Source organism: Chromobacterium sp. Rain0013 (assembly GCF_015291765.1).
GTDB lineage: Bacteria > Pseudomonadota > Gammaproteobacteria > Burkholderiales > Chromobacteriaceae > Chromobacterium > Chromobacterium haemolyticum.
Window position 1 is genome coordinate 2540410 of the sequence record NZ_CP031514.1, and the last position, 21943, is coordinate 2562352.

At 62.5% G+C, this 21943-nt stretch carries 19 protein-coding genes and 1 tRNA gene; 16 read left to right on the plus strand and 4 right to left on the minus strand.

Annotation, left to right across the window (positions count from 1 at the left end; translation table 11 throughout):
* Positions 1-47 precede the first annotated feature (47 nt).
* Both DXT74_RS11915 and DXT74_RS11920 read right to left on the minus strand, forming a co-directional pair.
* Positions 48-833: an ABC transporter substrate-binding protein gene (locus DXT74_RS11915; RefSeq protein WP_194426043.1), complete on the minus strand. Its 786-nt coding sequence runs from the start codon at positions 831-833 to the stop codon at positions 48-50.
* A 171-nt stretch (positions 834-1004) separates the two neighbouring features.
* Positions 1005-1080 (minus strand) — tRNA-Ala (locus tag DXT74_RS11920).
* Between the two features lie 176 nt (positions 1081-1256).
* Here DXT74_RS11920 and hpnC point away from each other — a divergent pair.
* The 8 genes from hpnC (at position 1257) to DXT74_RS11960 (ending at position 7957) form a co-directional block, all read left to right on the plus strand.
* Positions 1257-2069: a squalene synthase HpnC gene (hpnC, locus tag DXT74_RS11925; RefSeq protein ID WP_194426044.1), complete on the plus strand. Its 813-nt coding sequence runs from the start codon at positions 1257-1259 to the stop codon at positions 2067-2069.
* Between the two features lie 222 nt (positions 2070-2291).
* The gene (hpnD, locus tag DXT74_RS11930; protein ID WP_043639649.1) at positions 2292-3137 is read left to right on the plus strand and encodes a presqualene diphosphate synthase HpnD; all 846 of its coding nucleotides are present in this window, start codon (positions 2292-2294) and stop codon (positions 3135-3137) included.
* Between the two features lie 7 nt (positions 3138-3144).
* On the plus strand, positions 3145-4413 hold the full coding sequence (gene hpnE, locus DXT74_RS11935; protein ID WP_194426045.1) for a hydroxysqualene dehydroxylase HpnE: 1269 nt from the start codon (positions 3145-3147) through the stop codon (positions 4411-4413).
* 60 nt (positions 4414-4473) lie between these two features.
* The gene (locus DXT74_RS11940; protein WP_043639657.1) at positions 4474-5229 is read left to right on the plus strand and encodes an SDR family oxidoreductase; all 756 of its coding nucleotides are present in this window, start codon (positions 4474-4476) and stop codon (positions 5227-5229) included.
* A 16-nt stretch (positions 5230-5245) separates the two neighbouring features.
* Entirely contained in the window at positions 5246-5809 is a 564-nt protein-coding gene (locus tag DXT74_RS11945) for a hypothetical protein (RefSeq protein ID WP_194426046.1), read from the plus strand.
* A 27-nt stretch (positions 5810-5836) separates the two neighbouring features.
* Positions 5837-7198, plus strand: coding sequence for a DNA repair protein RadA (gene radA, locus DXT74_RS11950; protein ID WP_081556537.1), 1362 nt, complete (start codon positions 5837-5839; stop codon positions 7196-7198).
* Between the two features lie 22 nt (positions 7199-7220).
* Complete coding sequence (locus DXT74_RS11955; RefSeq protein WP_194426047.1) at positions 7221-7781, plus strand: sigma-70 family RNA polymerase sigma factor; 561 nt, start codon at positions 7221-7223, stop codon at positions 7779-7781.
* Positions 7778-7957, plus strand: a complete 180-nt coding sequence (locus tag DXT74_RS11960; protein WP_043639667.1) for a zf-HC2 domain-containing protein — start codon at positions 7778-7780, stop codon at positions 7955-7957. The genes DXT74_RS11955 and DXT74_RS11960 overlap by 4 nt, the downstream gene beginning before the upstream one ends.
* Positions 7958-8077: 120 nt before the next feature.
* Here DXT74_RS11960 and DXT74_RS11965 read toward each other — a convergent pair whose 3' ends face one another.
* A complete protein-coding gene (locus tag DXT74_RS11965; protein ID WP_081557136.1) occupies positions 8078-8437 on the minus strand; it encodes a DUF2325 domain-containing protein in 360 nt (119 codons plus the stop codon).
* A 959-nt stretch (positions 8438-9396) separates the two neighbouring features.
* On the opposite strand from DXT74_RS11965, the gene DXT74_RS11970 reads away from it, so the two are divergent.
* The 7 genes from DXT74_RS11970 (at position 9397) to DXT74_RS12000 (ending at position 19229) form a co-directional block, all read left to right on the plus strand.
* A complete protein-coding gene (locus DXT74_RS11970; RefSeq protein ID WP_194426048.1) occupies positions 9397-11937 on the plus strand; it encodes a TonB-dependent siderophore receptor in 2541 nt (846 codons plus the stop codon).
* Positions 11938-12350: 413 nt separating this feature from the next.
* Complete coding sequence (locus tag DXT74_RS11975; RefSeq protein WP_043631835.1) at positions 12351-13007, plus strand: hypothetical protein; 657 nt, start codon at positions 12351-12353, stop codon at positions 13005-13007.
* A gap of 49 nt (positions 13008-13056) precedes the next feature.
* Positions 13057-13788, plus strand: coding sequence for a MotA/TolQ/ExbB proton channel family protein (locus tag DXT74_RS11980; protein WP_043631004.1), 732 nt, complete (start codon positions 13057-13059; stop codon positions 13786-13788).
* Positions 13789-13798: 10 nt separating this feature from the next.
* A complete protein-coding gene (locus DXT74_RS11985) occupies positions 13799-14242 on the plus strand; it encodes a biopolymer transporter ExbD (protein WP_043631007.1) in 444 nt (147 codons plus the stop codon).
* Between the two features lie 19 nt (positions 14243-14261).
* The gene (locus DXT74_RS11990) at positions 14262-14675 is read left to right on the plus strand and encodes a biopolymer transporter ExbD (RefSeq protein ID WP_231138169.1); all 414 of its coding nucleotides are present in this window, start codon (positions 14262-14264) and stop codon (positions 14673-14675) included.
* Positions 14676-14984: 309 nt separating this feature from the next.
* Entirely contained in the window at positions 14985-16100 is a 1116-nt protein-coding gene (locus tag DXT74_RS11995; protein ID WP_194426049.1) for an efflux RND transporter periplasmic adaptor subunit, read from the plus strand.
* Between the two features lie 15 nt (positions 16101-16115).
* Positions 16116-19229, plus strand: a complete 3114-nt coding sequence (locus tag DXT74_RS12000) for an efflux RND transporter permease subunit (RefSeq protein ID WP_194426050.1) — start codon at positions 16116-16118, stop codon at positions 19227-19229.
* Between the two features lie 198 nt (positions 19230-19427).
* On the opposite strand, the gene DXT74_RS12005 is transcribed toward DXT74_RS12000, so the two are convergent.
* On the minus strand, positions 19428-19793 hold the full coding sequence (locus DXT74_RS12005; RefSeq protein WP_043641409.1) for a hypothetical protein: 366 nt from the start codon (positions 19791-19793) through the stop codon (positions 19428-19430).
* 355 nt (positions 19794-20148) lie between these two features.
* On the opposite strand from DXT74_RS12005, the gene DXT74_RS12010 reads away from it, so the two are divergent.
* Complete coding sequence (locus DXT74_RS12010; protein WP_194426051.1) at positions 20149-21936, plus strand: ABC transporter substrate-binding protein; 1788 nt, start codon at positions 20149-20151, stop codon at positions 21934-21936.
* Positions 21937-21943: the final 7 nt, after the last annotated feature.

The window sequence follows — 21943 nt, forward strand, 5'->3', positions numbered from 1 at the left end:
GGCGGCGCTTTGCCGATTTGGGATAGCGGAGACGCAACACGGCGGCGTCAGCGGTTGAGTTGGCGCAGCGCGTCTTGCAGGGCTTTGTGGTATTCGGGGGATTCCCGCGTTTGGGCGATGGCTTCCCAGAATTGGCGGGTCAGCTTGGGGTGGCTGTCCGCGAAGTTGTGGGAAAAAATCAGGTAGTAAGGCTTGGCGACCAGATCCGGCCCCACTTTTTCTACTCTGTCCCTATAGACAGGGTTGCTCGCCAACAGGTTGTCGCCGGTCAAGGTGGGCAGGGCCAGGGCGCCGATGCGGTGCGCCAGCAGCTTGTTCAGATTCTGCTCCGGGTTGCGCGAGCTGTCGTCAACCGACGCGCCCAGCGCCTGAAGCTGGGCGATTACCGAGAAGCCGGTCTGCGCGCCGACGGCGCCGTCGAGATGACTGAGGCTCTGGCCGTCCCATTCCAGTTTAGAGCCTTTCAGCCGGTACAGGCTGTAACCGTCCAGATGCATGCGCAAGCTTGGGTCTGGCGCGTCGCCCTTCATCGGATAGACGCCGATGCGCAGCCGCTCCGGCTTGAAGCTGATCTCGAACACGCCGTCGATCTGATTGTTCTGCACCTCGTTCAGGCAGCGTACCCAGGCCATTTCCCGGATTTCCAGCTTGATATTGGTTTTTTGGGCGGAAGTCTTCAGCATTTGCAGGCTCAGGCTGGGGCCGTTCTGGCTGCGCCATGGCGGGGAATCCATGTCTTCGGTGCACAGCCGCAGGCTGGCGGGGCGCTGTTCGGCCGCGGCGCTGAGCGCGAATAAGGACAGCAACAGGAAGATCAGGCGGGCACGAGGCATGCGGGGCTCCGCGACGGGAGGCGGGGTGAACGTGCTTTAGTTATTTGCGCCGCAACAAAAAAAGGCAAGCGGGAAAATAGCGGGAGAGAAATGCAAAAAGCCGATTCATCAGAATCGGCTTTCGCTATGCGTGTCGCTGTGTATGCGAGACGTCTTGCTGTGAGGCAGTTTTGGTGGAGGTAAGCGGGATCGAACCGCTGACCTCTTGCATGCCATGCAAGCGCTCTCCCAACTGAGCTATACCCCCGCACCGGCTGCGTTTCACAGTGCTGCGCAGTATATGGCAGGGTCCCGTGCTTGTAAATAGCTATCCCCATTTTTTTTGGATATTTTTACGAGGGGCGCGCGACCGGCGGCATAGGAGGGGCCGGGGCGCTCGGTTATAATCCCGGATTCGCCAGCCATACAACAGGAAGCAAGCCAATGTCGGTGGGGCATTACGAGAATTTCCCGGTGGGCTCCATTCTGCTGCCGCGCAGGATGCGCCGCGCCGTGCATGCGATCTACCATTTCGCGCGCTACGCCGACGATGTGGCGGACGAGGGCGATGACGCACCCGAACTGAGGCTGGCCGAACTGGACCGCTTGGGCGCGGAGCTGGAGCGCATTGGCGCCGGGCACACGCCGGACACCGCCATGATGCGCAATCTGGCGGCGGCCATCGCCGAGCACGGCCTGGACTTGCAGCCGTTTCACGACCTGTTGGCGGCTTTCCGTCAGGATGTGGAAAAAACCCGCTATCGCGATTACGCGGAACTGGCGGATTACTGCCGCCGTTCCGCCAATCCGGTGGGAAGGCTGATGCTGGCCCTCTACGGCGAGAACGACAGGCGCTCGCTGGCGATGTCGGACGGCATCTGCACCGCGCTGCAGCTGATCAATTTTCTACAGGATGTGGAGCTGGACTGGCGCAAGGGCCGGGTTTATCTGCCGCAGGAGGATTTGCAGCGCTTCCGGGTGACAGAGGAGCAGATCGCCGAGCGCGACGCCGGCGGCCTGTGGCAGCCGATGATGCGCGCCCAGATCGAACGCGCGCGCAAGATGTTGCAGGCCGGCGCGCCGCTGGGCAAAGTGCTGAAGGGCAGGATGGGGCTGGAACTGAGGCTGATCATTCTGGGCGGCGAGCGCATCCTGAAAAAACTGCACGACTCCGGCGGCGACGTATTCCGCAGCCGCCCGGTGCTGAACTGGCGCGACTGGCTCTATATGTTGTGGCGCGCGGCGCGCGCCAAATAAGAACCTGTTTACGATCTACTACGCGTCGTGGAGCGTTACACGGTGAGTACGGCTTCAAAATGCTCATGTACCGTGTGTACACTCGGTTTTTTCAGCCGTTTTCGCCTTGTCTCGCCCTAGCTCGCGAGATCGTAAACACATTCGTAAGAACCGCGGCGCGATGACGATGAATATTATGAGAACGGCGGCCCTCCGCGGCCGCCGCTTGAACAGGAGTGGCGCGTGACGCCTGATCAGTATTGCGAAGACAAGGCTGCCGCCAGCGGCTCCAGCTTCTATTACAGCTTCCGTTTCTTGCCGGAGCCGCGCCGCCGCGCGATTACCGCGCTGTACGCTTTCTGCCGAGAGGTGGACGACGTGGTGGACGAATGCCACGACCCCAACGTGGCCAGCGCCAAGCTGGCCTGGTGGCGCGGCGAGGTCGCCAAGCTCTATCAGGGCACGCCGGAACATCCTGTGATGCAGGCGCTGCAGCCGCACGCTCGGGCCTTCGGCCTGCCGCAGAGCGAGCTGGAGGAAATCATAGACGGCATGGCGATGGACCTGAGCATGGTGCGCTATCAACGCTTCCAGGACCTGTTGCTGTACTGCCATCGCGTGGCCGGCGTGGTGGGGCAACTGGCGGCGCGCATCTTCGGCTACAGCGACGAGAAGACGCTGGAGTACGCGCACGAGCTGGGCATCGCTTTCCAACTGACCAACATCATCCGCGACGTGGGCGAGGATGCGCGCCGAGACCGCATCTATCTGCCGATGGAGGAGCTGCAGCGCTTCAACTGCCCGGCGATGGACATCCTGCACTATGAGGAAAGCGCGGCTTTCAAGGCCTTGATGGAATTCCAGATAGAGCGCGCGCAGCAGTACTACCGGCAGGCCTGGGACATGCTGCCCGCCGCGGACCGCAAGGCGCAGCGCCCCGGCTTGCTGATGGCGGCGATTTATCGCGCCACATTGGAGGAAATCAAGCTGGACGGTCCGGCCAAGGTGCTCAATCAGCGGCTGTCGCTGACGCCCATCCGCAAACTGTGGCTGGCATGGAAAACCTGGACTTTCGGCTACCGGGCGTGAGCCGACGATGAGCAAGCCGCGCGTTGCCGTGATCGGCGCCGGTTGGGCCGGGCTTGCCGCCGCGGTGGAGCTGGCGGGCCGGGCGGAGCTGACCGTGTTCGAAGCCGGGCGCGAGCCGGGAGGCCGCGCGCGCCGCATCGGCGTGCGCGGCAGCCGGCTGGACAATGGTCAGCACATTCTGATTGGCGCGTACCGGGAATGCCTGCGGCTGATGGCCGCGGTGGGCGTGGACGAGAGCCGGGCCTTGCTGCGCCTGCCGATGAACTGGCGACGCCAGGGCGGCATCAGCCTGAGCTGCCCGCGTCTGCCGGCGCCCTTGCACCTGGCGGCGGGCCTGCTGACGGCGCGCGGCATAAGCTGGCGCGACAAGGCGAGGCTGGCGCTGGCCTTGCAGCGTTTGAAAGGACAGGGCTGGCGGGTGGCGCCGGATTGCGCGGTGGCGCAATGGCTGACGCAGCAAGGGCAGTCCGAAACGCTGATCCGAGAATTCTGGCGGCCGCTGGTGCTGTCCGGCCTCAACACGCCGCCGGAACAGGCGTCGATGCGGGTGCTGGCCGCGGTGCTGCGCGACAGCCTGGGCGCGGACCGCGCCGCCAGCGATCTTTTGCTGCCCAGAGTGGATTTGTCCGCCTTGTTCCCTGAGCCCGCCTGGCGGTGGCTGGCCGAGCGCGGCGCGGATCTGCGCGCCGGCCGGCGCGTGCGAGGCGTGGCGGCGGATTCAACGGGGGTGAGCGTGGACGGCGAGCGTTTCGACGCCGCCGTGCTGGCGGTGGCGCCGTATCACGCGGCGGAGCTGACGGCGGATCCAACGCTGCGCCAGTTGACCAATGCTTATCGTTATTGGCCCATCTACACCGTCTATCTGCAGTTTGAGGGCGCGGTCCGCTTGCCGGCGCCGATGTGCGCCTGCAGCGGCGGCGTCGGCGACTGGCTGTTCGACCGCGGCGCGCTGATGGGCGAAACCGGCTGGGTGGCCGCGGTGATGAGCGCGCCGGAGCATCTGGACGCGCTTTCGCAAGAGGAACTGGCTGCTCTGGTGGAGGCCGACGTGCGCCGGCTTGATCCGCGCGCCGGCCGGCGGCTTGATTTCCGGGTGCTGGCGGAGCGGCGGGCCACTTTTGCCAGTTTGGTCGATATGAGGCGACCGGCGCAGCCAAGCCCGGTACAATCGCTTTATTTGGCGGGAGATTGGACGCATGCTGATTATCCTGCCACTTTGGAGGGAGCCGTCCGAAGCGGCGTCGCAGCCGCCCGCGCGGTGATTGGAAGACTGTGAGCCATCCGGCGGCCGCAGAGGCGCGCCGCCGATGGCCCTGATTACAAGATAGCGAAAAAAATGACGACAGATATCGCCTCTAACGCATTCAAGGACCGCGTGGTGCTGGTCACCGGCGCCACCCAGGGCATAGGCCGCGAGGCCGCGCTCACTTTGGCGCGGCACGGCGCCACCGTGGTGTTGCTGGCTCGCAGCGTCAAAGGCCTGGAGAAGGTCTACGATGAAATAGCGGCCGCGGGAGGGCCGGACCCGGCGGCGGTGCCGCTGGACCTGCTGAAAGCGGCGGAGGGCGATTTCAACAATCTGGCGATGATGATCAAGCGCGAGTTGGGCCGCCTGGACGGCATCTTGCATTGCGCTTCCCATTTTTACGCGCTGTCGCCGCTGTCCAATCAGACCGTGGAAGAGTGGATGGACCAGTACCGGATCAATACCGTGGCGCCGTTCGCGCTGACCCGCGCTTGTCTGCCGTTGTTGAAGGATTCTCCGGACGCGGCGGTGCTGTTCGTGGGCGAAACCCACGCGCTGCACCCTGCGCCGTACTGGGGCGGTTTCGGCGCGTCCAAGGCCGGCCTCAACTATCTCACCCAGGTGGCGGCCAATGAATGGGACGTTTACCCGCAGTTGCGCGTCAACCAGCTGATTCCGGGGCCGGTGAATTCGCCGCAGCGCAACCGCACCCACCCGGGCGAGGACAAGTCCGAACGCGGCAATCTGTCCGAACTGATGCCGCATTTGCTGTACTGGCTGGGGCCCGCCAGCCAGGGCCGAAGCGGAGAGATCGTGGAACTGGATTTGCGCGCCCGGCGCGCTTGAGGGGAAGGGGCGAGGCATGAGCATAGGGCGATGGCTATGGTTGCCGCTGCTGCTGGCGTTGACCGGCTGCAACTGGGTGGGCAACGTCACCGGCTTGACCAAGGACGCCAATAAGGCGATAGGCGCTGCCTGCCGTCAGACCGGCCGTTCGCTGGAAGAGTGCTATTTGCGCAATCCCGAAGCCGACAAGGCGGCGATCTACGCCGGCTGGCGCGAGATGAACGAGTACATGGCCAAAAACAAGCTGGACACCATGGAACCGCCCAAGGAAGCCTCCACCCCCGCCGGCATGCCGGCGCCCACCGCCAGCAGCCACGGCGCCGCGTCCGCGCCGGTGGAGAAATCCAGCGCCAATATCTCGCCCCCCGGCCCCAGGCCGCTGAGCAACGAAGAGGCCGAACGCGCCGCGCGCACCGATCCGCAAGTGGAAGCGGTGCTGGCGGCCATTCGCAACAAGCCCGCCGGCGAAGGCGGGGAAAAATCCAAGGCGGCCTCCGGCGGGGAGCCGGAGCAGAAACGCCTGCTCAACATCATCAATGAACTCAATAAGAACAGCCCTGCGCCTGGTTCGCACGGCTGAGCCCGTCCACTTCTTTCCGTTGTCCTGATGGCAAAAATCAAAACCGTTTTCAGTTGCGCCGAGTGCGGCGGTCAAACGCCCAAATGGCAGGGCCAGTGCCCGCATTGCAACGCCTGGAACACCTTGACCGAGGCGGTGCAGGCCGCGCCGGCGGCCAACGCCCGTTTCCAGTCCTGGAGCGACAGCGCCACCCAAGTGCAGAAGCTGTCCGATGTGCAAACCGAGGAAGTGCCGCGGGACCCGTCCGGCATCGACGAGCTGGACCGGGTGCTGGGCGGCGGCGTGGTGCGCGGCGCGGTGATTCTGATTGGCGGCGATCCCGGCATCGGCAAATCCACGCTGTTGTTGCAGGCGCTGTCCGAGATTGGCGCGCGCCGCAAGGTGCTCTACGTGTCCGGCGAGGAATCGCCGCAGCAGATCGCGCTGCGCGCGACCCGGCTGGCGGTAGCCACCGAGCGCGTTAACCTGCTGGCGGAAATCCGGCTGGAAGCCATCCTGGAAACGTTGAAGCGCGAGCGGCCGGAAGTGGCGGTGATCGACTCCATCCAGACCCTGTACACCGACCAAGTGACGTCGGCGCCGGGCTCGGTGTCCCAGGTGCGCGAATGCGCGGCGCAACTGACGCGGATGGCCAAGCAGACCGGCATCACCATATTGCTGGTGGGACACGTCACCAAGGAAGGTTCGCTGGCCGGCCCGCGCGTGCTGGAGCATATGGTGGACACCGTGCTGTATTTCGAGGGCGATTCCCACTCCAATTACCGGATGATACGCGCGATCAAAAACCGTTTCGGCGCGGTCAACGAGTTGGGCGTGTTCGTGATGACGGACCGCGGCCTCAAGGGCGTGTCCAACCCCTCCGCCATCTTTCTGTCTTCCTACCGGGACGACGTGGCCGGCTCCTGCGTGCTGGTCACCCAGGAGGGCAGCCGCCCGCTGCTGGTGGAGATCCAGGCGCTGGTGGACGATTGTCACGGCTTCCAGCCCAAGCGCCTGACCGTGGGTCTGGAGCAGAACCGCCTGGCCATGCTGCTGGCGGTGTTGCACCGCCATGGCGGCGTCGCCTGCTTCGACCAGGACGTGTTCCTCAACGCGGTGGGCGGGGTCAAGATCAACGAGCCGGCGGCCGACTTGGCCATCATCCTGGCCATGGTGTCCTCCCTGCGCAATCGGGCGTTGCCGGAAAAACTGGTGGTGTTCGGCGAAGTGGGCCTGGCGGGCGAGGTGCGCCCGGTGGCGCGCGGCCAGGAGCGCTTGAAGGAAGCGGCCAAGCTCGGATTTACCCGCGCCATCGTGCCGCAGGCCAACCGCCCGCGCCAGCCGATTGAGGGGTTGCAGGTGATTGCGGTGGAGCGGCTGGATCAGGCGGTGGAGTTCTGCCGCGAGTGAGCTGCAAGAAAGCGAATGGCGAATGATAGAAGACCGAGACATAGAAGCGGAGCGGCCCTACCTGTTCCGCTACGCGCTGGCGCAATTGCGCGAAAAAGACGCCGCGGACGAGGTGGTGCAGGAAACGCTGCTGGCGGCGCTGGAATCCAGGGCCTCCTTCAGCGGCAAATCCACGCTGCGCACCTGGTTGACCTCCATCCTGCGTTTCAAACTGATTGACGCCTTGCGCCGCAAGGGCAAGGAAAAACTGTTCGAATCGCTGGAGGACGAGGCTGACGATAGCGATTTTGACGGTCTGTTCAGCCGCGATGGCCACTGGCGCGAGCCGGTCAAGGCCTGGAGCGGGCCGGAGCAATCCCTGGTCTCGCGCCAGTTCTGGGAGGTGTTCGAGCAGTGCTCGGAAGTCATGCCGCGCCGCACCGCGATGGTGTTCGTGATGCGGGAGGTGATGGGCATGGAGATTGCGGAGATTTGTAAGAATCTGGAGATCACCGCGACCAACTGTTCTGTATTGCTGTATCGCGCCCGCATGAGCTTGCGGGAGTGTTTTTCGATCCGCTGGAGCCGGGAGGCTAGCGTATGAAGTTGAGTTGTCGTCAGGCCAGCCGTTTGATCTCGGCCTCGCAGGACCGTTCCTTGAGTCAGTGGGAATACGTGCGTCTGCGCGTGCACCTGTTCATGTGCGGCAATTGCCGCAATTTCTCGCAGCAGCTCAAGCAGTTGAGCGAGGCCGCGCGCAGGGCGGGGCGCGGCGAGTAATCGTTTATTTGAAGCAAAGCGACCAACCGGCCTTCTGGCCGGTTTTTTCTTGCCCGTGGCGCGGGATAAAAAGAAGCCGGCGAAAGCCGGCTTTTAATTTCAAGGGTGGTAAGAAAAAACTCAGCGCTTGCGCTTGCCGCCGCTGCTCTTGGCCGCCGCGCATTGATGCGGGCAGGCGGCGCATTGGCTGTCGTTGAGGCCGGCTCCAGTGAGCGATTGCTTGAGCGCACAGACCGATCGGCGGCAGGCGATGAAGCGAATCTGGTTTTCCGAGGCCAGTTCGCGGAAATGGCGCATCACGTTGTGGCCGAGAAAATCGGTGAACAGGATCAAGAGGTCGGTGCCGGCCGGCAGGCGGTCCACCTTGCGTTGGTGCGAGCTGTTGCGGCCGCTGACGTGACGATGAATGTTGATGCCGAAATCGCGCAGCACATCCGGAATATTGCCGAGGGTATCGGCTCCCACAAGCATGGCATTCATTGGACATCCCTCCTGGGTGAATTTTTAGAAATGATAATCGTTATCATTTAGCTGGTCAATCACAAACTTTAAAAATGGCAATCAGGACAGGGGTGGACTGTGGCGGATCGGCTGCTGCGTTTAGAGCGGCCAACAAACTCCTGATGCTGCCTTACGCCGACTTGCCGTACTCAAGTACTGCCTGCGTCGGCGCGCCTTGTCTCAGAACCTGTTCACGATCTGCTGCGCTGCGGCGATGCGGCGTTAAAAACAAGCTCAAAATGCTCATGTACCCCTCGTACATTCGGCTTTTTCGCTCGTTTTCGCCTTGTCTCGCTCTAGCTCGCGAGATCGTGAACAGGCTCTCGGCCGTGAAACTGATTTTTGTTAGCCGCTCTTAAGTCGCGCCGCCTGCTCTGGCTGGGCGGCGGAAGGGTTTGCATGAGCCCGGCTCATGCGGGGACCGGGGCGCGGTAGCTAGTCGAACTCGGCATTTTTGCGCTCAACCCGACGGGCGTGGCGGGTTTAGATAGCGACATCCAAATAACTCATGGCTGGTGCAAGGTTTTTACATGTAACAAGTATTAAAAACAAAGAATAAGAAGTATTTACACTGCGCAGGTTTTAACGCAATTGCAAAAAAGCAACATGCCTATGGGATTTGAACATGCCCATTTTTTGTAGTTTCTGCTCTAGATATGCATTTGGTTTTGCGGGGTGATGGATTTCGTTTTTCGGTTAGACGCTTGTTTAATAAAGATTTTGAGTCGTTAAGAAGTATTGCTTCAAACATAGTGCCTACTCGCTCTGAAGATGGAGGGGGGCGGCCGCGGAAAAGTTTATTGACGCTGGTCATGATTAATTCGCACACTCGGATCGCCTTCGGTTCAGATCAAAAAATGAGCACGACGATGCTCTCAATAGAGCCATAAACCCGACGAGGTCAGTGGCCAAATGAACTTACAAGGGATTGGAGAATCATGAATTGTCGCAAGAAGAAAATCGTGCTGGCGCTCGCCATGCTCGGTGTTGGCGCCGCGTCTTTGGCTCACGCGGACGAAAACAACGGAACCCTGGACCGTGTGGAAGTCACCGGCTCCAATATCAAGCGCTCCATCAAGCAGGAGCAGGCCGCCCCGGTTACCATCATCCGAACCGAAGATCTGAGTAAGCAAGGGCTCAATACGGTCGAGCAGGTGGTCAACAGCTTGGCGGCAAACCAGTCGACCCAGGGGGCTAGCGCCTCGGTGGGCGCCAGCGATGGCGGCGCGTCTTACGCCAATTTACGCGGGTTGGGCAGCCAGTACACGCTGGTGCTGTTGGATGGCCGTCGCATGGCCAATCAACCGATGGACGGCTATGCCGTCGACCTCAATGCCATTCCGCTGAGCGCGGTGGAAAGGGTGGAGGTGCTGCGCGACGGCGCCTCGGCGATCTACGGTACCGACGCCATTGGCGGCGTGATCAACTTCATCACCAAGAAAAGCATTACCGGCTTCAGCATCGGTGGCGACTTGCTGGACCCGCAGCATGGTGGAGGCCATGAGAAGTCGGTCAATGGTTCCTTCGGCATCGGCGATTTGAATAAAGACGGTTACAACGTCTACGTGGCGGCTAACTATCACAAGGCCAATCCCGTTTTTGCGGTGGACCGTCCATTCGCTATTCCCAAGAAACCTCGTCTTAGCACGTATGCCTATCCGGTGAACATCCAGAAACCGGATGGGACCATGGTGAATATCGGTTATCCGGCGTGCAGCCCGCCGTATTCCGTGGCCTCCGGCGGCATGTGCAAGGAAAACTATGCGCTGTTTGCCGGCATTCAGCCGGAAATCGAGCAAGCCTCGGGCATTGCCAAGGGCACGATGCGCATTGGCGACAACCATGAACTCTCGTTGCAATACCTGATTTCCCGCAATAAGAACACCTCGTCGATCCAGCCTGGCCCCACCCAGTTGACATTGGGCGATGTGACCTATCCCAACGGTGATGTGCTGTACGGGCGCTCCATTCCCTTGGGCAACCGTGTCAACGAAGGCGACGGCACTGCTCAGCGCCTGATGTTGAACATGGAGGGCCTGGTAGCCGGTTGGGATTACAAAGCAGGCTTGGGCTGGTCCGAGGACTACGCCAAGAATATCGTGGTGGGCGGCTATCTGAGCAATAGCAAGTTGCAGTCCGGCATTACCAGCGGCAGTTTCGATCCAACCGATACATCGGCCGCAGGCCGGGCCGCCTGGAAGAATGTTTCGGTCACAGGTACCGCCGACACCGCCAAGTCCACGGTGTATTCCGCCGACTTCAAGGTCAGCAAGGAAGTGCTGCAGTTGCCGGCGGGGATGATGGCGGTCGCCTTGGGCGTTGAGGCGCGTAAGGAAAAGCTGAGCCATGATTACAACTACGATGTGTCCAAGGACGCGGTGGGGCTGGGCATGGATGCGGCTAAGTCCGCGGCTGGGCAGCGCAATATCAATGCGCTGTTCGCCGAAGCGGATATCCCGGTCGTAAAAAATCTGGATGCGCAGCTGGCGTTGCGCTATGACCGCTACAGCGATTTCGGCAGCTCGGTGAACCCCAAGGTGGCGCTGCGTTATCAGCCTTTGCCGCAGTTGATGTTCCGTAGCTCGGCCAGTACCGGTTTCCGCGCGCCGTCGTTGTATGACGTGAACCAGCCCAACCAGGTGGTCAACACCGCTCAGGGCTTTTACGACCCAACCTATTGCCCTAACGGCGTGGCCCAGCCCGGCGCGGGTCCCAAGGCCTGCGATGGCACTTTGCAGCGGAATCTGATGACCGGCGGCAACAAGAGCCTGAGTCCGGAAAAGTCGTCGTCGCTGTCCTTCGGCATTGTGATCGAACCGGTGAAGAACTTGACCGCCAGCGCTGATTTCTGGTGGACCATGATTCACGACACCATCGGAACGGTGGACGAGGCGGTGTTGCTGGATCCGGCCAATGCCGCCAAATACGCCAGCCTGATGAATCGCGACGCCAAGAATGACCTGAACTATATCTCGTCGCAAACGATGAACTTAGGCACCACCAGTGCCTCCGGCATTGATCTCAAAGTATCTTGGACCTCGCCGCGCACCAGCCTTGGCACCTTCAATATCGGTCTGGACGGTACTTATATGACTAAGTACCAATATCAGGTTGAGAAGGGTGGGGCTTACCACAACAGCCTGGGCGTCTTCATCGACACCGCGCCCACTTTCCGCTGGCAGCACAATCTGAGTCTGGGCTGGGCGCAAGGGGTTTGGAGCGCTCTGCTGGCACAGGATTACAAGTCTGGCTACACCGATCAGGATCCGTCACACAATGTGCGGCCGTACTCCACCTGGAACTTGTCCGGCAGTTACGTCTGGGACAAGAAACTCACGTTCACCGTGGGCGCGCGAAATCTGTTCGACCAAGAGCCGCCGGTCAGCAATCAGCAGAAGACTTTCCAGCAAGGATACGATCCGCGCTTTACCGATCCGGTTGGCCGCGCCTACTTTGCCAAGTTCAACTACAAAATGTGATTTCCCGGTGTTGTAAGAACCTGTTTACGTTCTCGCGAGCAAGAGCGAGACGAGGCGAAAACGGCTGAAAAAGCACAATGTACCCACGGTACACGAGCCTTTTGAAGGTGCCGCTCACCGAGCCACGTATCACGATGCGTAGCAGATCGTAAACCGGTTCTAAGGCGACTTCCGGCGGGTGAAAGCCCGCGGGAAGTCGCCGTAGTGAGCGCTTGTTCAAGGTTTTGCTCCGCGGAGCTGGCTAGAGTGTTTCGGCTAAGGCGACGTTGGGCTGGCTTGAGGCAGCGAAGAGCAGCGGCACGCAGTGGGTGCCATGTGGCAACAGTAGCAACCAGTCCGTCGTCCCGCTAAAACCGTTCACAAGGCGGCATAGGCCAAAGAAGGCGGATGTTGTTGAATAACGGGTATCAAACATGACGAGCATCACAGCCAGAGGAATCGGCGGTCCCCCGCCCAAGCGCCGCATCGCGGGCTTGGTCGGCGTGGTCGTCTTCCATGCACTGTTGATCTACGCGCTGGTCTCGGGCCTGGCCCAGGGCGTGGTCAAAGTGATCCAGCAAAAAGTGGAAGTGGCGGTCATCAGCGAACCGCCGCCCCCTCCACCGCCCCCTCCGCCCAAGATCGAGAAAGTGGTGCAGCCCACCGCCGCGCCCAAGCCGCAGGCCTACGTGCCGCCGGTGGTCAATCCACCGCCGGTCACCTCCACGGCCAACGCCATCCAGTCCACCACCTCGGACCCAGCGCCGCAGCCCGCGCCCACCCCCGCCCCGGCGGTGGAAGCGCCCAAGGGACCGGTGTCGGCCAAGGCCAACTGCAGCCAGCTGCAAGCGCCGGAGTATCCGAGCAAGGCGCAACAGGACGAAATCCAGGGCGTGGTGCGCGTGGCCTTCCAGGTGGGCGACAACGGCCGCTTCAGTCACATCGCCAATATTTCGTTCGACGGCGGCATCCCGCCGCGCTACCGCAGCGGCTTCCAGTCGGCGATCAGCGCCGCGCTGCAAGGCTACAGCTGCAAACCCAACAGCCTGTTGAGCCAGGAATTCGGCTTCAAACTCGATTCCGGCGAATGAGCGCGAGCGCGCCTCGACCGGAACAAGCAATCTCTAGGAGAACCAGAACATGAGCAAAATCACCCGCACCGCCTTCGCCGCCGTGGCCCTGTTGAGCAGCCTGAGCGCGCTGGCCGCCGAAACCGCGCACGTGACCAGCAACCCGTACGGCATCGACGCCCTGTGGGCGCAAGGCGATATCGTGGCGCGCGGCACCCTGATCATCCTGCTGATCATGTCCGCGGCCACCTGGTACGTCGGCATCGTCAAACTGCTGGAACAGCGCCGCCTGCTCAAGCAAGGCCGCGAACTGCTGGAATCGCACGGCGCGGAGCTGCAAAAGCGCGCCAGCGAACTGGCCGACGAAGGCATGTTCAGCGCGGTGGCGGTGGCCGGCATTGAAGCGGCGGCCGAGCACAAGGGCGAGCTGGCCGGGCGCGTGGACCTCAACACCTGGGTGTCGATGGCCATCTCCGACGCGGTGGACTCCGCCAGCCACCACATGCAAAACGGCCTGTCGGTGGTGGCCACCGTCGGCTCGACCGCGCCGTTTGTCGGCCTGTTCGGCACGGTGTGGGGCATCTACCACGCGCTGACGGCGATCGGCATGTCGGGTCAGGCGTCGATCGACAAAGTGGCGGGCCCGGTGGGCGAAGCGCTGATCATGACGGCGATCGGCCTGGGCGTGGCGGTGCCGGCGGTGCTGGGTTACAACTGGCTGGTGCGTCGCAACAAGCTGGTGCTGGACATGGTGCGAGTGGTGGCGGGCCGCCTGCACGCCAGCCTGCTGAACGCGCGCTGAGGCGTCGACGATGAAAGGGCGCAACGCAAGATTCGGCCAAGGCCACGGCAAGGGCGACGAAGACGCGGTGATGTCCGCGATCAACACCACGCCGCTGGTGGACGTGATGCTGGTGCTGCTGATCATCTTCCTGATCACGGTGCCGGTGGTGACGCAGACGGTGAAGATGGCGCTGCCGAAGGAAAGCAACATTCCGACGCAGACCAAGCCGGAGAACATCGTGCTGGGGGTGGACACCGGGAACACTATTTACTGGAACACCACGCCGGTGAAGACGCAGGAAGAGCTGCTGGCGCGGCTGGTGAAGGAGGCGAAGAAGGACCCGCAGCCGGAAGTGCACATTCGGGGCGACCTGGGGGCGAAGTACAGCCCGATAGGCCGCATCGTGCTGGCGGTGCAGCAGGCGGGTATCGTGAAGATCGCTTTTATTACCGAACCGCCGCCGCGGAACTAGGAGGGGCAGGAAGATGGGAATGAACGTAGGCTCGTCCGACGACGACCTGATGGTGGAGATGAACACCACGCCGCTGATCGACGTGATGCTGGTGCTGCTGATCATGTTGATCATCACGATTCCGATCCAGACGCACGCGGTGAAGCTGGACATGCCGGTGAGCAGTCCGGCGAAGCCGATGGAGAAGCCGGTGGTGGTGCAGATAGACATTGGGCCGGACAACGGTATCTTGTGGAACGGGGAGCGTTTGGCGAACCGGGAGGCTTTGGAGAAGAAGCTGACGGAAGCGGCGGCGCGGGTGCCGCAGCCGGAGTTTCACATCAAGCCGAACAAGGATGCGGGTTACGAGCCGGTGGCGATGGTGCTGGCGGAGTCGCAGCGTTTGGGGGTGACCAAGCTGGGCATCGTGGGGTCCGAGCAGTTTGTGCAATGACATATGTTTAATGGATAGTGTTGTGGCATGATAACGGGCGGCCGCAGTCAGGCCGCCCAAATGCTTGACTGCGGCTGGTCCGACCACGCTTCACAACAACAAGACAATACAACCACACAATGGCATATCCCGCGGTGACGCCTGTGGGATGATGCCAAGCGGCCCTGGTCCGGCCGCGCCGGCGCAAGGGGGAGTCTTGCGTCGTTTCATCGTCCGGGATGCGCGGCCGCCGAGCCTGACGCGGCGGCCGGTCACGCGTGTCCGAGCTCCGCGTCGCGGGCGGCTCAACCATAGAAAAGAACAACACAGATGAACACACGATTTGTCATAGTCCCGCTCTTATCGTTGGCGCTGACGGCTTGCGGCGCCAAACCGGCGGACCCGCCCAAGGACGGCGCAGCCGGCAAAACCGCGGCTTCCGCGCCGGTGGCGCGGACCTTGTCCCCTGCCGATGTGATAGCGGCCAAGCCGCGCGTGCTGGCGGCGACGATCGCCTTCACCGGATCGCTCAACGCCTTGACCAGCGGCACCGTGGCCGCGGAGGTGGAGGCCCGGGTCAAGGAAGTGCGCGTGCGCGAGGGCGAGGCGGTCAAGCGCGGCCAAGTGCTGGCGGTGCTGGACGCCGAAGTCCTGTCGCAATCGGTGGCGGAGCAGAACGCCCAAGTGGCCAATACCGAGGCGCGGCTGCGCCTGGCCAAGGTCAAATTGGAAAAACAGCGCGAACTGTTGCATAAGGGGTTTATCTCGCAGATCGCCTATGACGAATTCGATAGCGACTACCGGGTGAAGGAGGGCGAAGCCAAGGCCCAGGCCACTCAGCTGGCGCGGGCGCGCCGCCTGCTGGCGGACACCCAGATCCGCGCGCCGATAGACGGCGTGGTGTACGAGCGCAAAATCAATCCGGGCGAAGTGGCCGGCAAGAACGCGGTGCTGTTCGCCATCGCCGATCTGTCGGTGCTGGAAATCGCCGCCACCGTGCCGGCGAGGCTGATCTCGCAGATCCAGCCCGGCATGCAAGCCGGTTTCACCGTGGACGGCCTGGCCGAACCTCAACGCGGCGAAGTGGTGCGCATCAACCCGGTGGCGGTGGCGGGCACCCGCAGCTTCACCCTGTACATCCGCGTGAAAAACCCGGAACACAAGCTGAAGGCCGGACAGTTCGCCAAGGGCGGCATTGTGTTGCGCCAGCTTAGCGACCAGATCGTGCTGCCGCTGCCGGCCATCCACGATCCGGACGGCCAGCCCTGGGTGCTGGTGGCGCGCCAGGGCCGGCTGGAACGGCGGCCGGTGGAATTGTTGCTGCGCTCAGAGGCGGACCGGCTGGCCGCGGTGTCCGGCGTCAAGCCGGGCGAGCACGTGATCGCCGTGGACCTGGTGGGGGTGAAAGCCGGCGATCCGGTTTCCCTGCCCGGCGGCAAACTCTAAGCGGAGGGGCGCAGCATGTGGCTGACCCGAGTAAGCGTCCGCAATCCCTATTTCGCCGCCGTGTTGATGATGACGCTGGTGGTGCTGGGCTTGTTTTCCTGGCAGCGCCTGGCGGTGGAGGAAATGCCGGACATCCGCTTCCCCATCGCCCTGGTGTCCACCGACTATCCCGGCGCTTCCCCGGAAGTGGTGGAAAGCGAAATCTCCAAACCGGTGGAAGAAGCGGTCAACACCATCAACGGCATCAAGGAAATCCGTTCGTATTCCATGGAAGGCAATTCCACCGTGGTGGTGGAGTTTGAGCTGTCGGTGGACCCGGTGGCGGCGGTGCAGAACGTGCGGGATAAGATAGGCGCCATCCAGGGCCAGTTCCGCCGCGAGATCTCCGCGCCCACCGTGTCTCAGGTGGACCCCAACGACAACCCTATGCTGACCCTGGTGCTGACTTCGGATCAGACCCGCCCGCGAGAGCTGACCACCTGGGTGGACAAGGTGCTGAAAAAGCGGCTGCAGATGGTGGCCGGCGTTGGCGACGTCAAGCTGATTGGCGGGGTGCGCCGCGAGATTCGCGTGGATGTGGACCCGGTGCGTCTGGAAGCCTCCGGCCTGTCCTTGCAGGACGTGGCCGACGCGCTGCGCGCCGCCAACCAGGACTTCCCCGCCGGCTCGGTGTCGGCAGTCAGTAAGGAGTGGGCGATCCGCGTTGCCGGCAAGTTGAAATCGGCCGAGGACTTCTCGCAATTGGCGGTGGGCTACCGCAACGGCGCGCCCATCCGGCTTGAGGACATCGCCACCGTGGCCGACACCGAGGCCGAGCAGTCCAGCGTCTCGCTGATAGACGGCCGGCCCGGCGTGTCGCTGGACCTGCGCGCCGCGCGCGGCGCCAACGTAGTGGAAGTGGCCGAAGGCGTCAAGGCCAGGGTGGCCGAGCTGAAAAGCCAGATGCCGGCCGGGGTCAAGGTGCGCTACACCTACGATACCGCCGAGGACGTGAAAAAATCGCTGCATAACGTGGAGTCCACGCTGCTGGAAGGCGCGGGCCTGACCGTGCTGATCGTCTTCCTGTTCCTGGGCAGCTGGCGCAGCACCGTGATCACCGGCCTGACCCTGCCGGTATCGCTGATAGGCACCTTGTTCGCCATTCAGATGTTCGGCTTTACCTTGAACATGTTGACCCTGCTGGCCTTGTCGCTGTCCATCGGCCTCTTGATCGATGACGCCATCGTGGTGCGGGAAAACATCGTGCGTCACGCCGGCCTGGGCAAGAGCCACTACCAGGCGGCGTTGGACGGGACCAATGAAATCGGTCTGGCGGTGCTGGCCACCACGTTGACCGTGGTGGCGGTGTTCCTGCCGGTGGGGTTCATGGGCGGCATCATCGGCAAGTTTTTCCACCAGTTCGGCCTGACCGTGGCGGTGGCGGTGCTGATCTCCATGTTGGTCAGTTTCACGCTGGACCCGATGCTGTCGTCCATCTGGCACGATCCGCATCGCCACGGAGACAAGCACCGCGGCCCGCTGGGACGGATGCTGGACGCCTTCGAAAGCTCGCTGGACCGGCTGGCCGAGCGCTACGTCGGCGTGATCCGCTGGGCGCTGGGCCATCGTAAAACCGTGCTGGGCACCGCCCTGCTGCTCACCGTGGCCAGCTTTGCGCTGGTGCCCGGCATCGGCGGCGAGTTCATCCCGGAGCGAGACAGCGGCAAGTTCACCATCAGCTACCAGACCGCGCCCGGCTCGGCCTTGGAGTACACCGCCACCAAGGGCCATGAACTGGCTGCTGCGGTGAAGGGCATTCCCGAAATCAAGTCGATCTCGATGAATGTGGGAGAAGGCAACTTCGGCGCCGGCAAGAACGACGGTTCGGTGACGGTCGACATCGGCGACAAGAACAGCCGTCAGCGCACGCTGGGCCAGGTGATCGCCGACGCTCGCGCGCGGGTGCTGCCCGTGGCCGGCGTCACCATTAAATCGGTGGCCAACGAGCAGCAGCAGGGCAAGCCGGTCAAAGTGGGCTTGCGCGGCAGCGACCTGCGCGAACTGACGGCGGTGTCCGAAGACCTGATGCGCCGGCTGGGCAAGATCAAAGGCGTGCGCGACATCGAATCCAACCTCAGCGAAGGCGATCCGGCCTTGAACCTGGTGCTCAAGCGCGACGCCGCCACCAGCTTGGGCGTGGACCTGGCCCGAGTGGGCAAGACGCTGTCCATCCTGCTGGCCGGCAACGCGGTCACCACTTGGGAAGCGCCGGACGGGGAAAACTACGACGTCAAGCTGAGGGTGCCCAAGTCGGAACGCCGCCAGGAGCTCTTGGACGCGCTGACGGTGGCCGGGCGGCCGGACGCCAACGGCGCGGCCAATATGATTCCGATGTCTTCCTTGATAGAAACCCGGCAGGGCATCAGCCCGCGCCAGATCAAGCGCGTCAACATGATGCGCGAGATCACCATCCTGGCCAATATCGAAGGCCGCGACGCCGGCACCGTTTCCGCCGAGGTGCATCAGCTGGTGGAAGGCCTGAAGCTGCCGCCGGGCGTGATGCTGGTGCAGGGCGGCCAGCAAAAGGATATGCAGGAATCGCTGGGCTATGCGGTGCAGGCCTTGGCGTTGGGGGTGATTTTCATCTATCTGATCCTGGCCGCGCAGTTCCGCAGCTTCACGCTGCCGGTCACCATCATGATGGCTTTGCCGCTGGCTTTCGTCGGGGTGTTCTGTTCGCTTTATGTGTTTGGCTCCACGCTGAACATGTTCTCGGTGATCGGCATCATCATGTTGATGGGTCTGGCGGCGAAGAACGGCATTCTGCTGGTGGACTTCATCAACCAGGCGCGGCGCGAAGGAATGGAGCGCAACCAGGCCATCGTGGAGGCCGGCCGCGTGCGTTTGCGGCCCATCATGATGACCAGCTTGGCGATGATCTTCGGCATGCTGCCCTTGGCCCTGGGCACCGGCGACGGTTCGGAAAGCAACCGGCCGATGGCGCACGCCATCATCGGCGGCTTGCTGACCTCCACGGTGCTGACCCTGATCGTGGTGCCGGTGGTTTACACCTATCTGGACGGCTTGCGCAGCCGGGTGCGCCGCCTATTGGGCGGCAAGCCGGCGCACCAGCCGGCGGCCGAGCATTGAAACGAAGAGAGCCTGCGCATGCGCAGGCTCTTTTTTGGGCGGAAGAGAGGGTTTGGAGCCTGTTTACGATCTCGCGAGCTAGGGCGAGACAAGGCGAAAACGGTTGAGAAAGCGGAATGTACATAGGGTACATGAGCATTTCGAAGCTGTACTTACCGTGCCACGCTCCACGACGCGCAGCAGATCGTAAACCGGCTCTTAATTCTTAGGCGGCGCCACGCAGTCATTACCCTCAAAGCTCACCGTCAGGATGGTGTGGGTTTTGGGGTCGGCGACGAAGTTGGTGGTGCAGCGGTAATACACCGAACCGCCGCCGCTGAAGCCCCACGGGTAGTTGTAGAAGCCGCCCTGATAGGGCATTTCCTGGCTGTAGGCGCTGCGGTAGGTGTAGAGCTGATTGCCGTTGGGCATGGTCAGCTGGCTGGTGGGCGCGCCCCATTGCGCCAGCATCTCGTTGACGTCGCGGCCTTGCCAGCCGTAGACCTTTTGCGCATAGCCCGCCTGGGTGGCGCAGCCGGTCAGCAGGCTGGCGGCCAGCAGGGACAGCGCTAGCGTTGTTTTCATGATGCGCTCCTGAGCGAAGTGAAAGGCGGGCGGACAATGCGGCCGCCTGGGGTGGTTCGAAGGGATACTTTTACGATGGCGTCGCCGCCGCCGCTTGTCAACAAGCAGAGCCGGCGCACGTTGTTCATGAGTGTTAAGAACTTGTTTACGATCTTGCGAGCAAGGGCGAGACGGGGTGAAAACGGCTGAAAAAGCGGAGTGTTCACACGGTAGAGCCTTTTGAAGGCGCGCTCACCGAGCCACGTTTCACGACGCGCAGCAGATCGTAAACCGGTTCTAAGCCGTGGCTAGAACGGCAACATAATAATCGGCCGGCGCAAGACGCCAGGCCGGAGAGACAACAAAGGAGAAAATCATGAGCCTGAAGCGATGCGCGCTGCTGGCGCTGATGGCGTGGGGGGGCGCGGCGGCATCGGCGGCCGGCGCGGAAAAGGTGCTGCACGCCTCGTTCAACGCGCAGGAAACCGGTTTCGATCCGGCCAAAATCTCGGATGTTTATTCCGCGGCGGTGAACGAGCATATTTACGACTCGCTGCTGACCTTCGACTACCTGGCGCGGCCGGTCAAGGTGGTGCCCGGCGTGGCCACGGCCATGCCCACTGTCAGCGACGGCGGCAAGACCTATACCTTCCACCTGAAGCAGGGCATTTATTTTGCCCCGGACCCGGCGTTCAAGGGCAAACGGCGCGAGCTGACGGCGGAGGATTTTGTGTTCTCGATCAAGCGCCTGTCGGACCCCACCGTAGCCTCACCGCTCAGCGACGCCTTCACCGACAAGCTGATTGGCCTGCAGGCGCTGGTCAAGAAAGCCGGCAAGGGGCGCTTGAACTATGACGAGCCAGTGGAAGGCGTGCGCGCGCTGGACCGCTACACCTTGCAACTCAAATTCCTGCAACCCTTTCCTCCCTTGCCCTTCATGCTGGCCGGCAGCTGGGTGCAGGCCCAGGCGCGGGAAGTGATCGAGGCTTACGGAGATAATTCCAATGCCCACCCGGTGGGCACCGGCCCCTATATGCTGAAGGCGTGGAAGCCGGGCACCAGCATCAGCCTGGTGCGCAATCCCAATTTCCGTCAGGAGGTGTTCCATTACGAGCCGGGGCCGGATCCGCGCGATCAGGCCATCGCGCGGCAGATGAACGGCAAGCGCTATCCGCAGATCGACCGTATCGAAATCGCGGTGATTCCGGAAGAACAGCCCACCTGGTTGGCGTTCAAAAGCGGGGAAGTCGACCTATTCAGCGGCAATCCCAGCATTCCGCAGCCGCTGATACGCCAAGTGCTGCGCTTGGACCCCAAGGACGCCAGCCGCGCCGAACTGAAAGCGGAATACCGCGAGCGCGGCATCCAGCTCAGCCGCTCGCTGGAAGAGGGCGTCACCTTCTACGCCTTCAATATGCAAGACCCCACGGTAGGGGGCTACGGCAAGGCGCGCATCGCGCTGCGCCGCGCCATCGCCATGGCTTTCGACCAGCGCGAAACCATACGCGACATCCGCCGCAACCAAGCGGTGCAAATGCAGTACATCGTTCCGCCGAATGTCGCCGGCCACAATCCCAACTTCCGTGCCGCCTACCCGTTCAACCCGCCGCTGGCCAACGCCTTGCTGGACCAGTTCGGCTACAAGATCGCCGCGGACGGCTACCGTCGCCAGCCCGACGGCCAGCCGCTGGCCATCGATTTCGTCACCGGCCCTTCCGCCATCGACAAGCAATGGAACGAGTACTGGCAAAAGGCCTTCGACCGCATCAAGATTCGCGTCAACTTCCGGGTGATGCAATGGAATGAACAGGTGAAGGCGCTACAGGGTTGCAAATACGGTCTGGTAGGCGCGGGTTGGAACGCCGATTATCCCGACGGGGACAACTTCGTGCAGCTGCTGTACGGCCCCAATACCGGCGGCTCCAACTACGCCTGCTATCAGTCGCCGCGCTACGACGCGCTATACCGGCAATCGCGGTTGCTGGCGGACGGTGCGGAGCGCAATGCGCTGTACGATCGGATGAACAAGATCGTCGCCGGCGACACGCCGTGGATCTTCAGTGACATCCGTTTCGTCAACGGCGTGGCCCAGCCCTGGGTGCGTGGTTTCAAGGTGCATCCCAATTTCAACGCCATCTGGCGTTTCCTGGATGTGCAGAAGTAAAGGAGAG

Bases quoted from the DNA above. Each gene is read 5' to 3' on its own strand.
- DXT74_RS11915 (WP_194426043.1), bottom strand. From the start codon at position 833: ATGCCTCGTGCCCGCCTGATCTTCCTGTTGCTGTCCTTATTCGCGCTC.
- hpnC (WP_194426044.1), top strand. From the start codon at position 1,257: ATGTCGGTGGGGCATTACGAGAATTTCCCGGTGGGCTCCATTCTGCTG.
- hpnE (WP_194426045.1), top strand. From the start codon at position 3,145: ATGAGCAAGCCGCGCGTTGCCGTGATCGGCGCCGGTTGGGCCGGGCTT.
- DXT74_RS11940 (WP_043639657.1), top strand. From the start codon at position 4,474: ATGACGACAGATATCGCCTCTAACGCATTCAAGGACCGCGTGGTGCTG.
- DXT74_RS11945 (WP_194426046.1), top strand. From the start codon at position 5,246: ATGAGCATAGGGCGATGGCTATGGTTGCCGCTGCTGCTGGCGTTGACC.
- radA (WP_081556537.1), top strand. From the start codon at position 5,837: ATGGCAAAAATCAAAACCGTTTTCAGTTGCGCCGAGTGCGGCGGTCAA.
- DXT74_RS11955 (WP_194426047.1), top strand. From the start codon at position 7,221: ATGATAGAAGACCGAGACATAGAAGCGGAGCGGCCCTACCTGTTCCGC.
- DXT74_RS11960 (WP_043639667.1), top strand. From the start codon at position 7,778: ATGAAGTTGAGTTGTCGTCAGGCCAGCCGTTTGATCTCGGCCTCGCAG.
- DXT74_RS11965 (WP_081557136.1), bottom strand. From the start codon at position 8,437: ATGAATGCCATGCTTGTGGGAGCCGATACCCTCGGCAATATTCCGGAT.
- DXT74_RS11970 (WP_194426048.1), top strand. From the start codon at position 9,397: ATGAATTGTCGCAAGAAGAAAATCGTGCTGGCGCTCGCCATGCTCGGT.
- DXT74_RS11975 (WP_043631835.1), top strand. From the start codon at position 12,351: ATGACGAGCATCACAGCCAGAGGAATCGGCGGTCCCCCGCCCAAGCGC.
- DXT74_RS11980 (WP_043631004.1), top strand. From the start codon at position 13,057: ATGAGCAAAATCACCCGCACCGCCTTCGCCGCCGTGGCCCTGTTGAGC.
- DXT74_RS11985 (WP_043631007.1), top strand. From the start codon at position 13,799: ATGAAAGGGCGCAACGCAAGATTCGGCCAAGGCCACGGCAAGGGCGAC.
- DXT74_RS11990 (WP_231138169.1), top strand. From the start codon at position 14,262: ATGAACGTAGGCTCGTCCGACGACGACCTGATGGTGGAGATGAACACC.
- DXT74_RS11995 (WP_194426049.1), top strand. From the start codon at position 14,985: ATGAACACACGATTTGTCATAGTCCCGCTCTTATCGTTGGCGCTGACG.
- DXT74_RS12000 (WP_194426050.1), top strand. From the start codon at position 16,116: ATGTGGCTGACCCGAGTAAGCGTCCGCAATCCCTATTTCGCCGCCGTG.
- DXT74_RS12005 (WP_043641409.1), bottom strand. From the start codon at position 19,793: ATGAAAACAACGCTAGCGCTGTCCCTGCTGGCCGCCAGCCTGCTGACC.
- DXT74_RS12010 (WP_194426051.1), top strand. From the start codon at position 20,149: ATGAGCCTGAAGCGATGCGCGCTGCTGGCGCTGATGGCGTGGGGGGGC.